Genomic DNA, 14,118 nt, shown 5'->3' with positions numbered 1-14,118 from the left:
TCGGCAACCGCGGACACAGTGTTCCCGGATTGCGCAGTTCCCGGATTGCGCTGCGCTCCATCCGGGCTACGCGATAAATCCCTCTGCCGCGAACGGCAGAGGGTCCCGCTTGGCTCAGAACTTCAGATTGGCGAACGCCCGTATGCCGAGGCCCGGCATCAGCACCTCGTCCTTGGTATAGGAGACGGAGTTGCGGATGTTCTGGTTGAGCAGGTTGTTGCCGACCAGACCAAGCGTCATCTCGCGCGCGCCGATCCATGACGAATTCAGCTTGGTGTTGTAGGTGATCTCCGCGTTGAGGAGATTGTAGCCCGCGGTCGGGGTCTCGCCGATCACGGCGATGTCGTTCTGCGCGAAGGCGTGCACGAGATTGATGCGGGTCAGCCAGTTGCTGTCGCGCCAATAGAGGCCGCCGCCAAGCCGCACCGGTGGAATCCGCGGCACGTTGCTGCCGTCGGTGAAGGTGGCGCGCACCACGTCGAACTGGTTCTCGATTCCCCAGATGCCGCCGTTGAGCGGGCCGATGTCGAACTGGCTCTGGAATTCGGCGCCACGGAAGATCGCGTCACGCTGCGAATAAACCGCTTGCCGCGCCTCATTGTTGGGATCGCCATTGCCGCAGGAGTCGAAATCGTCGCCGCACATCACCCCGGTCAGGCGGCGATAGATGAAGTTGCTGAAGCGGGTGTAGTAGGCGGTGGCCTCGAAGCGGAACGGTCCGGTCGCCTTGCGCAGGCCGATCTCGACCGATTTCGCGGTCTCGATTGTCAGGTTCGGATTGCCGATGTCGAAGGTCGCGGTCGCATCATGCGCGCCGCGCGAGAACAGCTCCGCGGGCTTCGGCGCGCGTTCGACATATTGCGCGGTGATGCTGCCGACGAGGTCGCCGGGCAGGTTCTGCAGTAGCCCGATGCTGCCGCTGACCGGCGTGTAGGACGGATTGCGTGCGATCGAGCTCTGCGGTGCGCCGTCAGGCAGATAGTCCGCCGGGAAATTCGGCATCGATCCGTGCAGGTCGACATGCTCGATGCGGCCGGCGATCTGCGCCTTGGTCGAATCCGTGAACTTGAACTCGTTGAACACGTAACCGGCGACGCGGTTGTTGTTGTTCGGACTCCACAGGCCGTTGAACAGCGAGGTCGGATCGTCCGGGCTCGGCGCGGTCAACTCCTGATGCCCGGCCTGCACGCCGAACGCGGTCGTCACCGTGGCGAAGCGCGCGTTGAACGGCATCATCTGCACCTCGACGCGGGCCTCCTGCTCCTTGTTGGTGAAGGTCTGCCGCACGCCGTCGCTGAACAGGTCGGTCGGATCGGCAAGGCCGAGCTCGTTGTGGCGATAGTCGGTCGCGCCGACCCAGAACCGCACCGCATCGATCGCTGCAGCGTCGGGCCGGTACTCGCCCTTGACCGCGATCTTGGTCTGGTGCGCGTCGATCCGGGTCTGGTGATCGGCGCCGTCGATGCCGGGGATGTGGTAGAGCGAGTCGTTCTGGGTGATCGCCGCGCCGATATAGCCGCCCTGGAAGAAATAGGAGGCGCCGACCGACGCGCCGTCCGATTGCGTCGCGGAGTTCGGCTGGCGGCCGTTCACCGGCCGGGTCTGGTCGAACAGATATGGATAGCTCGGGATGCTGTAGTCGCTGGTCGAGCGGCCATAGACGTCGGCATGCACGGCGACATTGTTGCCGCCGGCGTCCAGCAGCATGCCGCCCTCGACGCCGCGATTGACCGAACTGACCGACGTGCGGGTCTCGACATTGAGGCAACCCGGCGCGCCGGCGTCGGCCAGCGGAGCCTTCACCGGCAATCCGTAGCTCTGGAACGGCGCCGCCGCGCAGGTCGGCATCGCATCGGGAATCCGGTTGTTGGTGGCGCTGACGACGCCGCCGATCGAGGTCGAGCCGTAGCGCAGCGCGGCCGGGCCGCGCACCACTTCGATCTGGTTGGTCGAGAGCGGATCGATCGGGACGAAATGATCCTCGCCGAGATCCGAAACGCCGCCGCCGCCGAGACCGTTTTCGACGATGCCGACGCGATTGACGTCGAGGCCGCGGATGATCGGCCGGCTCGACGCGCCGGGCGCGAAGCTCGAGCCGGTGATGCCGGGCTTGGAGAACAGGAGATCGCCGAGCGTGGCGGCGCCGGAGCGCCGCAGTTCCTCGTTGGGTATCACGGTGACGGTGGCGAACTGATCGGTAACCACGGGCAGCACGCCCTGCTGCGGTGCCGGTGCCGCAGGCGCCGGTTGCACGGCCGCGGCGCGTTCGCGGTTGCGGCTCGGCGCGGCCCGGACAACATGGCTCGACGTGCGCGTCGGCGCGGTCCGGTGCCGTTGGATCGGGCTCGGTGCCGTCACGGTGATGTCAGGGAGTTGCGTCGGCGTGTCGTCGGCCTGCGCATTGTGGCTCATCGCGCCCAGCAATAGCCAGCTCACGCTCCCGATGTGGAGTGCTCGTTTCTTCTGAAGTGTCATTGTCCCGATCCAGGCCCGTCGAAATGACGGATCGATTCCGATTTGCCCCGCTGGCGCAGGCCGCAAATGTGACGCGGCCGTCCGCTCAGGGCGTGCAGCAATCAGTCGATGTTAGGACAGGGGAGGTGCACGGGAGTGAAAGGCCGCCGGCGCCGATTTCAGATGGGCGAATTCGGCATTGGTGGTGCGGAACAGAAGCTCGATGGCTTCCGGCAGCAACAGCACCGGCGGCGCCGTGAACAGCATGCTGCTCGCGAGCGAGATGACGGCGCAGATCGCGCAATTGTCGGCCGGATGCCGGTCGTTGTCGTGATTGGCAGGCTGTGGCGTCCCGGTCACCTGGACCGCGAGGTCCGGCGTCGCCGAGGTCCCGATATAGGCGAGATCGACCAGCGACAGCCCGGTCTGGGCCGCGGGCGCCGCTTGCGCGGCCGCGATCGGATGGAAATGCCCGAACGACAGCATGAACTGGACGGCGAGCGCGAACAGCGCCAGCCGCGAGCCAGTCTTGATGTGTCGCCGGAACCACTGCATGCCGATAACGCCCACCCGTCGGGGAGCGCATCAACACCCCAGCGCCCCGATGTTACATTATAACATCGGATGGCATGCGCGATGTCAACCGGCGTTCAGACGAACCGTGGCGATGCGTTGCCTGTGTGTGTTTGACGCAACGCAGACCTGAGCCCCGCCGGGCTCAGCGTCCCTCGCGCAGCCATGTTGCCGCGAATGCGCCGAGCAACAGCAGCAGGCCGACCAGGCCGGCGAACATCGGCAGCACGCCGACACCCTTCACGACGCTGGCGTCGCGCATCTTGACGCCGAGCCAGCCGTCGCCGCGGAAGATCGAGGAGGAACGCACCGGCACGACGCGCGGCATATCGAGGCTCGAACCGTCGACGATGCGCCGTGCGTCGCCGCCGGTCGCCTGCGCCAGCGGCTTCAGCATCTCGGTGGTCGAGGTGACCTCCGAGAATTCCTTCGGGTTGGTCGGGCCGACATTGATCAGCGCCTTCAGTGTGCCGTCGGTGGCCTGCCACAGGCCGAGCTCGTTTGCGGGCAGCGTCGCGCGCCACTCGCCGGGATCGCCGGCGGTGAGCGTCAGTTCACGCGTGGTACCGCTCGGCGACGTCACGGTGACCGGCGAGACGGTGTCGGCCATGGTCTGGCGCACCACCATGAGATCCTTGCCCTGCACCTGCATGCGCAGCGCTTCTTCGTCGAGGTCGGGCTGCTTCATCAGCCAGTGCGACACCCGCCGCAACAAATCGAGATGCGGGCCGCCGCCCTCGTAGCCGCGCGCCCACAGCCAGATGTGGTCGGAGAGCAGCAGCGCGACGCGGCCTTCGCCGAAGCGCGACAGCAGCAGCAGCGGCTTGCCGTCGGCGCCGGTCATGACCGGCGGATTAATCGCGTTGCGGGTATCGACGGTGCGGAAGAACCGGCTCCAATGCGGCGGCTCGGCATTCGAGCCTTCCAGCCCGCGCGTCACCGGATGGCGCTTACCGGCATCGCTCAGATGCGCGTAGAACGGCTTCTCGGTCACCCCGACCGGTTCGGCCGGCAGCACCGAGTCCAGCGGCGTGCGCCAGATGCTGGTGGTCGAGGCGTAGTCGGGGCCGGCGGACACCAGCACCGCGCCGCCGGCGCGAACGTAGCGCGCGATGTTGTCGAAATAGGCGATCGGCAGCACGCCCTGGCGGGCGTAGCGGTCGAAGATGATCAGCTGGAATTCGTTGATCTTCTGCTGGAACAGCTCGCGGGTCGGAAATGCGATCAGCGACAGCTCGTTGATCGGCGTGCCGTCCTGCTTCTCCGGCGGACGCAGAATGGTGAAGTGCACGAGATCGACGCTGGGGTCGGACTTCAGGAGGTTGCGCCAGGTGCGCTCGCCGGAATGCGGCTCGCCGGAAACCAGCAGCACGCGCAGCTTGTCGCGGACCCCGTCGATCGCGACCACGGCGCGGTTGTTGACTGGCGTCAGCTCGTTCTCGAGCGGCGAGGCCTCGATCTCGACGATGTTGGGTCCGGCGTGCTTGATGTCGATGTCGACGCTCGAGGTCTGGCCGCTGGTCAGCGTGCGCTCGTTGATCACTTCGCCGTCGCGGCGGATCGTGACCTTGGCGCGCTCGCCGGTGACGCCCTGGTCGTCGAGCCGGAAGGTGATGGTCTGGGTCTGGCCGACGATACCGAAGCGCGGCGCGGCAGTGATCGCGATGCGGCGGTCGCGCTCGTCCTTGCGGCCGGTGATCAGGGCGTGGACCGGCGCCTGGAAGCCGAGCGCCTGGGCGTTGGCGGGAATGTCATGCACGCGGCCATCGGTGATCATGAATGCGCCGGCGACGCGCTCGACCGGAACGTCCGACAGCGCCGACGTCAGCGCGCCGAACAGTTTTGTGCCATCGGTCTCGCCATCGGCCTGACCGGCCTCGACGACGCGGACCTCGAGGCCCTTGATCTGCTTCAGGCTGTCGACCAGCGCCTGCCGCGCCTTGTCGGTCTCCTGGTTGCGCGTGCCGAAATTCTGGCTCGGGCTCTTGTCGACCACGACGGCCGCGACCGAGGACAGCGGCTCGCGGTCCTCGCGGGTGAAGGAGGGATTGGCCAGTGCCAGCAGGATCAGCGCCAGCGCCGCGACCCGCACCGCGGCGCCACGCGCGCGCGACACCAGCAGCAGCACGGCGATGACAACGATCGCGCCGAGCGCGAGCCACAGCACGAGCGAAGGAACCAGCGGTGTGAACGCGATGCCGTAGTTCATATCATTGTCCCAGCCGCTCGATCAAAGCAGGCGCGTGCACCTGGTCGGCCTTGTAGTTGCCGGTCAGCGTGTACATCACGATGTTGACGCCGGCCCGGAAGGCGAATTCGCGCTGGCGCGGCTCGCCCGGCGTCAGCGGCAGCATCGGCTGGCCGTCGGGGCGGATCGCCCAGGCACCGGCGAGGTCGTTCGACGTGATGATGATCGGCGAGACGCCATCACCGCCGCGCGCCGGGCGCTGTGCAGCCTCGTCGTCGTCCTCGCGCGGCAATGCCTCGACCCAGGTCTGGCCGGAGTTGAAGCGGCCGGGGAAGTCGCGCAGCAGATAGAACGTCTTGGTCAACACGTGCTCGCGCGGCACCGGCTCGAGCTCGGGCACGTCGAGGGTCGACAGCAATTCGCGCAGCGTCTGCATGCCGGGCGTTTGCGATGAGCCGTTGTCACCCGGCGGCGCTTCGACGGCGTCGCGGGTATCGAAGATGACGGTGCCGCCCTGCTTCATGTAGGCGTCGATCTTGTTGATGGCGTCCTGCGGCGGCTTCGGCGCGCCCGGCACGATCGGCCAGTAGATCAAGGGGAAGAACGCCAGCTCGTCGCGCGCGGGATCGATGCCGACGGGATCGCCGGCCTCCAGCGCGGTGCGCTGCCCGAGGAACAGCGTCAGTCCGGACATCCCCGCCTTGACGATGGAATCGACGTCGGCATTGCCGGTGACGACATAGGCCAGCCGCGTCTGCGACACCGCCTTGATGGCGAAATCGTCGCTGCTCTCCGCCCGTGTCGACGACGGTGCGAACGTCACGAGTATCAAGGCGAAGGCGAGCACGGCCGGTGCCGCGCGCCGCCGGATCAGCGCGGCGAGGCCGCCGCCGAGCATGGCGACCACGATCGCGTCGAGCAGGAACAGCGCCAGCGCCGTCGACAGCATGATGCCGCGCAGATCGCGCGGCTCGGCGTTGGTGTAGCTCGCACGCGTCGCGCGCAGGGCCGAGGTGTCGAGCGGCGCGATGCGATCGGCGGAGGCGAGCGTGTTGACCGCGATCGGGCTTTCGACCGTGCCGTAGAAGCCGGGCGGATGGTCGGCGGTCCCGCGATCGCGATAGTCTGCCGACATCGGCTTGGCGCTCGAGGGCGGCGGCCCGAAGACGCCGAAGCCGTCGAGCGTGCGCAGCGGCGCCACCGTCTCGGCATTGGGATCGCTGGCGACGCCGGGGCCGGGCTTCGAGGTATAGCCGGACATGTCGATCAGCCGGCGCAGCATCTCGACGAAGGTGCCGGACATCGGCAGATCCGACCAGCGCATGTCGGCGCCGACATGGAACAGGCTGACCACGCCCTTGCCGCGACGCTCGCCGGTGACGAGCGGCGTGCCGTCCTCCAGCGAGGCCCAGCTCTTGGTCGCGAGGACGGCGTCGGGCTCGGCCAGCACCTGGCGGTTGACGGTGATGTCCTTCGGCACGGTGAGGCCGGCGAACGGGCCATCGGCGGCGAATGAGGCCATGTGCTGCGGCTTCTCCCAGGTCAGGCTGCCGCCGAGCGTGCGTCCGCCGCGGCGCAGCTTGACGGGAACGAGGTCGTCATCGGCCTGAGCGAGGCGGGGACCTGCGAAGCGCACCAGCACGCCGCCTTGCTCGATCCAGGCATTGAGCCGGTCGCGGATCTCCGGCGACAGCGTGCCGACATCGGCCATCACGATCATCGGCAGCCGCTGGTCGAGGAATTGTCCGATCACCTGCTGCGGCGCGCCGCGATCGCCGAGCCTGACATCGGCGAATGGCGACAGCGCGCGGGAGAGATAGAAGGTCGACGCCAGGAGCGGCTGCGCGGTGTCGTTGCTCGCACCCGAGACCACGCCGATGGCGCGGCGGCGCCAGCGCCGGTCGAGCAGCTGCACGGCGCCGGCCGAATGCTCGCCGGAGATTTCGAGCCGCGCGATGTCGTTGCGCAACTCGACCGGAAGATCGAAGGCGGCTTCGGTCTCGCGATCCTGCGGTCCGAATGTGTAGCGGGCCTCGCCGATCGGCGAGCCCTTGGCGTCGACCGCGCGCACCGTTCCCGCCGCGATGCCGCTCTCGGTGCGCAGCACCTTCACCGTCATCTTGGCGGCGGCGTTCTCGGCCGCGACCAGCGCCTGCGCCGACTGCGCTCCGCCCGCATAGATCGTCAGATTGCGGCTCTCGATCACCTTGCCGAGCCCCTCGGTGAATTCGCTGCCGCGGCCGGTGTCGACGCCGTCGGACAGCCAGGCGATGTCGCAGTCGCCGGTCGATTTGAGGAAACGTTCCAGCGCGCTGAGGGTTTCAACCCGATCGATCGAGTAGGGCTTTGGCGCGAGCTGGCGCAGCGCGACGCGCGCGGCGCCGGCCGGCATCAGTGTGATGTCGCGCGCGGGCTCGGACAGCGGCACCAGCGCGACACCGCGACGGTCGCTGTCGGCGTTGGCGACCAGTTCGTCCGCGGCCCTGATCCGCGCATCCCAGCTCGAGGCCGCGCTCCAGCCGTCGTCGAGCAGGATCACCAGCGGCAATTTACCGGCGGCAACGCCGGTCTGCGGATTCCAGATCGGGCCGGCGGCGGCGAAGATGACGAGCGCGGCGGCGGCGAGCCGCAGCAGCGTCAGCCACCAAGGCGTGCGCGACGGCGTCTCCTCCTTCGGCGCGATGTCGAACAATAGCCGCGTCGGCGGAAACTCGATCCGGCGCGGCCGCGGCGGCATCACGCGCAAGAGCCACCACAGCACCGGCAGGCTGACCAGCCCCAGCAGCAGCAGCGGTTCGGCAAAGGAGAGGGGGAGGCCTGCGATCATGCGCTGCGTCCCGCCTTGACTGTTGAGCGGCCGCCGCCCTTGCTCACCATCATGCCGGCATGCAGGAACAACAGCAGCTCGGCCGCGGAGCGGCTGGTGGTGTGGGTCGAGAACAGCCAGTCGAGCTGGTTGGTCTCATTGCGGATCTGGTCGCGATGCAGCGCGACGCGCGCAACATAGTCGTTCGCCCAGCTTTCCGCGCGGCCCGCGGTGATGACGCTGCCGGCCTCCGGCTCGACGAATTCGACACGGCCGGAATAAGGGAAGGTCTCTTCGGCCGGATCGACGACCTGGATCATGGCGCCGTGCGCGCCGGAGGAGGAAAGCCCGGCCAGCATCGCCGTGATTTCTGCTATCGGCGACCAGAAATCCGACAACACGACGACTTCGGCCAGCGACGACGGCACGAAGGACGGCGGCAGGCTCGCGCGCGTCTTCTCGTCGTGCAACATCGCTTCCGCCATCTTGTCGATCACGTTGAGGCTTGCGGTCGGGTTCATCAGGCCGGGAATGCCGACGCGTTCTCCGCCCGCAACGAGCAACTCGGCGAGCGCGAAGGCTACGATCAGTCCGCGCTCCAGCTTGCTGTCGCGCGCCTCGCGCGAGGCAAAGGCCATTGACGGCGAGCGGTCGGGCCAGATCCACACGGTGTGCGCGGCTTCCCACTCCTGCTCGCGGACATAGAGATGGTCGTCGCGTGCCGAGCGGCGCCAGTCGACGCGCTGCGACGGCTCGCCGGAGACGAAGCGGCGGTATTGCCAAAAATTCTCGCCCGAGCCGGCGCGGCGGCGGCCGTGCAGGCCATGGATGACGTTGGCGGCGACACGGCGGGCCTCAAGCACCAGACGCGGCAGCGACGCGGCGAGCGTTCGGCTTTCGCCATCGGCACGTCGAACCGCAAGGATCTCCTCGTTCTGGCGCCTGTTGTCTGCGGCCATCAACCGATCCGGGTCTTCAGTTGCTTGATCACGTCGGGAATGGTGCGGCCCTCGGCGCGTGCCGAGAAGGTCAGCGCCATGCGGTGCTTGAGCACGGGCTCGGCGAGATCGAGCACATCGTCGATCGACGGCGCGAGTCTCCCGTCGAGCAATGCACGGGCACGCACCGCGAGCATCAAGGCCTGGCTGGCGCGCGGACCCGGTCCCCATGCGATCAGCTTGCCGGCCTCGCCGCCCTCGGTGCCGGGACGCGCGGCGCGGACCAGCGTCAGGATCGCCTCGACCACGGAATCGCCGACCGGCAGGCGCCGCACCAGGCGTTGCGCGGTGAGCAGCGTCTCGGCGTCCATCGACGGCTTGGCCGCTGCCTCTTCGGCGCCGGTGGTTTCGAACAGGATGCGCCGCTCGGCGTCGCGATCGGGATAGTCGACGTCGATTTCCATCAGGAAGCGGTCGAGCTGCGCTTCGGGCAGCGGATAGGTGCCTTCCTGCTCGAGCGGGTTTTGCGTCGCGAGCACGTGGAACGGCTTTGGCAAATCATGCCGCGCGCCGGCAATGGTGATGTGCTGCTCCTGCATGGCTTGCAGCAGCGCCGACTGGGTGCGCGGGCTGGCGCGGTTGATCTCGTCGGCCATCAGCAGCTGCGCGAACACGGGACCTGCGATGAAGCGGAACGAACGCTTGCCGGCCGAGCTCTCGTCGAGCACTTCGGCGCCGAGAATATCCGACGGCATCAGGTCCGGCGTGAACTGGATGCGCTTGGCATCGAGGCCGAGCGTGACGCCGAGCGTTTCGACCAGCTTGGTCTTGGCGAGGCCGGGCACGCCGATCAACAACGCGTGGCCGCCGGACAGGATCGTCACCAGGGTGTTTTCGATCACCTGCTCCTGGCCGAAGATGACGGTGGAGACCGCTTCCTTGGCGGCCTTGATCTGCCCCGCGACCTGCTCGGCCGAACGGACGATCACATCCTCCAGTTTCTCGACGCTGTCTGCACCAGCCATTCGATCCGCTCCTTCTTGACGATGCGCGCACATTGGCGCGGCGTCATCTGTCGTCATCTTGGCCCTCATGCTAAACCTGAGCGAAGGCCATGTATTCGTTGAATTAAACTATCCCCACCTTATCGGTGTTTCAGGGTATGAACGGCATCACGATGTGGCGAGAATGACATCCCGACCACATCTCAGGATATGTGCACCAAACGTGCCAGATTGAAGGTAGGAAACCTTAAGGCAAACAATGGCGAAGCAAGGGCAGAGCGATTCCGGCAGGGAAACTACGGGCCTCGGGAGCAAGGGTCTCGAAGGGCTCACCACGGCCGCCAGTCAAGCTGCGACATCGGGTCCGGCCGGACGCAAGGGCCTGCCGCCGGTTCACCTGTGGAATCCGCCATTCTGCGGCGATCTCGACATGCGAATCGCGCCTGACGGCACCTGGTTCTACATGGGAACGCCGATCGGCCGCCCCGCGCTGGTGCGGCTGTTTTCCACGATCCTGAAGCGTGAGGACGGCAAGCACTTTCTCGTGACACCGGTGGAGAAGGTCGGCATCCGCGTCGACGACGCGCCGTTCCTTGCCGTGGAAATGCAGACCGGGGAAGACGCGCGCGGTCGCCTGCTCAGGTTCCGCACCAATGTCGACGATTGGGTCGATTGCGAGAAAGGCCACGGCCTCAGATTCGAGGCTGCCGAGGACGGCGGATTGACGCCCTATCTGCATGTCCGCGCCGATTTGTGGGCCAAGGTCACCCGCGCGCTCTACTACGATCTGGTTGACATGGGCGAGCAGCGGATGGTCGATGGTCAAGAGATGTTCGGCATCAAGTCCGGCGGCGAGTTCTTCGCGATGGCCGATGCCAGTCAGGTGAGGGACGCACTTTGAACGAGCCGTTGCTGAAGGTGGAGCCGGCGACGATCAGCTCGACGGAATTCTTCGCGCGGGCCCGCACACGGCTCACTTTCGATGTGCCGCCGGGCCTGGTCGATCCGCATATCATTCCGCGCACCGGAGACTCCGGCAACGACCGCATGCTCGAGATCGTGGCGCAGGAGCAGCCGGTGCGGCCGGCCGCGGTGCTGATCCCGGTGGTCGATCACCCCGAGCCGACCGTGTTGTTGACGCAGCGCTCGCCCAATCTGTCGAGCCATGCCGGCCAGATCTCGTTTCCCGGCGGCAAGATCGACGCCACGGACGCCTCGCCGCTCGATGCCGCGCTGCGCGAGGCCTGCGAGGAAGTCGGGCTGAAGCGGGAATTCATCGACCCGGTCGGCTATCTCGACCTTTATGGTACCGCGTTCGGCTTCCGCATCCTGCCGACGGTCGCCAAGGTGAAGCCGGGATTCACGCTTGCGATCAACGAGGCAGAGGTGGTCGATGCGTTCGAGGTGCCGCTCGCCTTCCTGATGAACCCGGAGAATCATCAGATTCACACCAAGGAATTCCGCGGCATGGACCGGTCCTATTACGCGATGCCGTTCGCCGAGCGCTACATCTGGGGCGCGACCGCGGGCATCCTGCGCGTGCTTTATGAGCGGATCTATCTGTCATGATCCGCACGGTATTGACCGAGATCGGAATCTTTCTGGTCCCGTTCGCGGTCTATGCCATCTTCCTCATCGCTACGCGGTCCGGCGTGACGCTGCCGGCGTCATGGCCGCTCGACATGCTGGCGAAGCTGACGCTGGTGGCGCTGGTGATGGTGATCGTGAGCTTCGTGCTGCTGGCCGAATTGACCGGCGCGCCGCCGAACTCGACCTACGTTCCCGCCCATATCGAGAACGGCAGGCTGGTGCCGGGAGTTGAGAAATGAGCGAGGTGCGCCTGTTGTCCGACGCGCCATGGCTCGCTTCCGGGCCCGCGGCGCACGTGCTCGGCCTGCTCAATGCCGACGGCGAGGAAGCGCGGGTGATCGGCGGGGCCGTGCGCAACGCCTTGATGCAGATTCCGCTCGCCGACATCGACATCGCCACCACGGCGCTGCCGGAAGACGTGATCCGCCGCGCCAAGCGGGCGGGCATCAAGAGCGTGCCGACCGGCATCGAGCACGGCACGGTGACCCTGGTCGTCGACAGCCAGCCCTTCGAGGTGACGACGCTGCGCGAGGATACCGAGACCTATGGCCGCAAGGCCAGGGTGGCGTTCGGTCGCGACTGGGTGCGCGACGCCGAGCGGCGCGACTTCACCATCAACGGCCTGTCGGTCGACGCCTCGGGCGTCGTGCATGATCACGTCGGCGGCCTCGCCGACATCGAAGCGAGGCGCGTGCGCTTCATCGGCGATCCCGCGCAGCGGATTGCCGAGGACTATCTGCGCATCCTGCGCTTCTTCCGTTTCCATGCCGCCTATGGCGCGGGCGAGGTCGATCGCGCCGGCTATCTCGCCTGCGTCAGTGGGCGCGCCGGATTGGCCGGCCTCTCGGCCGAGCGGATTCGCATGGAGATGCTCAAGCTCGTGGTCGCGAACGGCGCCGCGAGTGCAGTGGTCGCGATGAGTGACGGCGGCTTGCTGCAGCCGCTGTTCGGCGGCGTCGCCTATACCGGCCCGTTCGCGGCGATGATCGAGATCGAGCAACTGATGAAGCTCGCGCCGAGCGCGATGCGAAGGCTGGCCGCGCTGACGGTCGCCGTGACCGAGGACGCGCGTCGCATCGCCAGCCGGCTGCGGCTCTCCAACGCCGAGGCCAAGGCGCTCGATTCGATGGGCCATCGCTGGTGGCGTCTGCCCGGCATGGACGAGGCCCATGCCAAGCGCAGGCTCTACCGGCTCGACGAGGAGCCCTATCGCGACCGGCTGCTATTGGCCTGGGCGCGCACCGGCGCGGGCCAGGATGTCGATCAATGGCGCGCGCTCGCCACGCTACCAGAGCGCTGGCGCGCGCCTCACTTTCCCTTGAGGGCGTCGGATTTCGTCGCGCGCGGCATTGCCGAGGGACCGGCGCTGGGGCATGTACTGACCCTGGCCGAGGATGCTTGGCTAGCCGCGGATTTCCCACTCGATCCGCAGGTGTTGTCTGGCATCGCCGACCAGACCGTTTCCCGTTTCACCCGCGATCATCGGCTTTGAATTTCCTCTCCGGCTTCGCAGATATCTCGCTCCTTCAAATTCTGCTTGTCGCAGCCGTTGCGCTGTTTGCTTCCGTGATCGGTGGTCTTGCCGGCTATGGCACCGGCGCCTTGATGCCGCTGGTGCTGGTGCCGATGGTCGGCGCCGAGCCGGTCGTGCCGATCATCGCGATCTCGTCGATCTTCACCAATTCGAGCCGCTTCGTCGCCTTTGTCAGGTTTGCCGACCGCCGCAAGGCAATCATCGTGATCGCGGCGGCGCTGTTCTCCACGGCGCTTGGCGCCTACGGCTATACAAGGCTGACCAGTGCCGGCGCGTCGCTGGTGATCGGGAGCATGCTGATCCTGAGCGTGCCGCTCAGGCGGCTGTTGCGTAAGCACAGCGTCAGGATCGGTGAGCGGGGCCTTGCGGCCGGTGCCATCGGTTATGGCGTCGTGGTCGGCGGCACCGCGGGCTCGGGCGTCATCCTGCTGTCGCTGCTGATGGCGGCCGGGCTCGAAGGCGCCGCCGTGGTTGCGACCGATGCGGTGATTTCACTGACAAGTGCCGCGGTCAAGATTTCGGTGTTCGGCTTGACCGGGGTCATCACCGCGCAGGTGCTGGCGCTTGCGTTGCTGATCGGCCTGGTCGCCATTCCCGGCGCGTTCCTGGCCAAGGCCTTTGTCGAGCGGATGCCGGTGCATATCCACACCGCGATCCTCGATGCCGCCGTGGTCACCGGCGGCGTGGTGATGATTGCAAGCGCGCTGCGCGCGCTCTGACGGGAGGCGGAGGCGATGCTGCCGGCGCCTGCCAGTCAGCATCGCGCCAACGGATCTCACGCCGCCTTGCGCTTCTTCTTGCGGTCGCCGTCGTCGTCTTCGTCCTCGTCGTCTTCCTCTTCATCGTCCTCCGGATCGAGCTCGGTCGATTCGAGTGCGACGAGCGGCAAGGTTTCGCGAAACAGATCGCCGTCCGTGCCCATCCACAGGCACGCAACCTTGTCCTCGTCGGCTTCGACGACCGTGATCGGATGGCCGCCGGACTTCAGCATGACGACATCGCCTGGTTTCAGTTCCATGATTTTCCCTCCG

12 protein-coding genes are annotated in these 14,118 nt (G+C 66.9%); 5 read left to right on the top strand and 7 right to left on the bottom strand.

Annotated elements, in window-relative coordinates; genetic code table 11:
• Window positions 1–114 precede the first annotated feature (114 nt).
• The 6 genes from ACE10X_RS35510 to ACE10X_RS35485 all read right to left on the bottom strand — a co-directional run bounded on the left by ACE10X_RS35510 (window position 115) and on the right by ACE10X_RS35485 (window position 9,984).
• Window positions 115–2,475, bottom strand: coding sequence for a TonB-dependent receptor (locus tag ACE10X_RS35510; protein ID WP_375763498.1), 2,361 nt, complete (start codon window positions 2,473–2,475; stop codon window positions 115–117).
• 111 nt (window positions 2,476–2,586) lie between these two features.
• Window positions 2,587–3,009 (bottom strand): DUF2946 family protein, encoded by a 423-nt coding sequence (locus tag ACE10X_RS35505; RefSeq protein ID WP_375763497.1) that lies wholly within the window; start codon window positions 3,007–3,009, stop codon window positions 2,587–2,589.
• A gap of 163 nt (window positions 3,010–3,172) precedes the next feature.
• Window positions 3,173–5,236 carry a membrane protein gene (locus ACE10X_RS35500; protein WP_038386023.1) on the bottom strand — a complete coding sequence of 688 codons (2,064 nt, stop codon included), beginning with the start codon at window positions 5,234–5,236 and terminating at the stop codon, window positions 3,173–3,175.
• Window position 5,237: 1 nt separating this feature from the next.
• Window positions 5,238–8,039 carry a DUF4159 domain-containing protein gene (locus tag ACE10X_RS35495; RefSeq protein ID WP_304557933.1) on the bottom strand — a complete coding sequence of 934 codons (2,802 nt, stop codon included), beginning with the start codon at window positions 8,037–8,039 and terminating at the stop codon, window positions 5,238–5,240.
• Window positions 8,039–8,980 (bottom strand): DUF58 domain-containing protein, encoded by a 942-nt coding sequence (locus tag ACE10X_RS35490; RefSeq protein WP_038386027.1) that lies wholly within the window; start codon window positions 8,978–8,980, stop codon window positions 8,039–8,041. Before ACE10X_RS35490 ends, ACE10X_RS35495 begins: the two co-directional genes overlap by 1 nt.
• Entirely contained in the window at window positions 8,980–9,984 is a 1,005-nt protein-coding gene (locus ACE10X_RS35485; protein WP_038386028.1) for a MoxR family ATPase, read from the bottom strand. Before ACE10X_RS35485 ends, ACE10X_RS35490 begins: the two co-directional genes overlap by 1 nt.
• Window positions 9,985–10,222: 238 nt before the next feature.
• On the opposite strand from ACE10X_RS35485, the gene ACE10X_RS35480 reads away from it, so the two are divergent.
• Genes ACE10X_RS35480 through ACE10X_RS35460 form a run of 5 tightly spaced genes read left to right on the top strand, consistent with a single transcriptional unit; the run spans window position 10,223 to window position 13,806 of the window.
• Complete coding sequence (locus ACE10X_RS35480; protein ID WP_375763496.1) at window positions 10,223–10,864, top strand: DUF1285 domain-containing protein; 642 nt, start codon at window positions 10,223–10,225, stop codon at window positions 10,862–10,864.
• 32 nt (window positions 10,865–10,896) lie between these two features.
• Window positions 10,897–11,532, top strand: coding sequence for a CoA pyrophosphatase (locus ACE10X_RS35475; protein WP_371852161.1), 636 nt, complete (start codon window positions 10,897–10,899; stop codon window positions 11,530–11,532).
• The gene (locus ACE10X_RS35470; RefSeq protein WP_016839724.1) at window positions 11,529–11,792 is read left to right on the top strand and encodes a DUF6111 family protein; all 264 of its coding nucleotides are present in this window, start codon (window positions 11,529–11,531) and stop codon (window positions 11,790–11,792) included. The genes ACE10X_RS35475 and ACE10X_RS35470 overlap by 4 nt, the downstream gene beginning before the upstream one ends.
• Complete coding sequence (locus ACE10X_RS35465) at window positions 11,789–13,045, top strand: CCA tRNA nucleotidyltransferase (RefSeq protein ID WP_375763495.1); 1,257 nt, start codon at window positions 11,789–11,791, stop codon at window positions 13,043–13,045. Before ACE10X_RS35470 ends, ACE10X_RS35465 begins: the two co-directional genes overlap by 4 nt.
• Window positions 13,042–13,806 (top strand): sulfite exporter TauE/SafE family protein, encoded by a 765-nt coding sequence (locus ACE10X_RS35460; protein WP_038386031.1) that lies wholly within the window; start codon window positions 13,042–13,044, stop codon window positions 13,804–13,806. Before ACE10X_RS35465 ends, ACE10X_RS35460 begins: the two co-directional genes overlap by 4 nt.
• Before the next feature lie 56 nt (window positions 13,807–13,862).
• Here the strand turns inward: ACE10X_RS35460 and ACE10X_RS35455 are convergent, their stop codons facing one another.
• Window positions 13,863–14,105 carry a DUF2158 domain-containing protein gene (locus tag ACE10X_RS35455; protein ID WP_375763494.1) on the bottom strand — a complete coding sequence of 81 codons (243 nt, stop codon included), beginning with the start codon at window positions 14,103–14,105 and terminating at the stop codon, window positions 13,863–13,865.
• Window positions 14,106–14,118: the final 13 nt, after the last annotated feature.

It is taken from the genome of Bradyrhizobium sp. Pha-3 (genome assembly GCF_042258325.1).
Lineage (GTDB): Bacteria > Pseudomonadota > Alphaproteobacteria > Rhizobiales > Xanthobacteraceae > Bradyrhizobium > Bradyrhizobium elkanii.
Note: the sequence above shows the minus strand (reverse complement) of the source record. Positions and strands in the feature narration are given on the sequence as shown.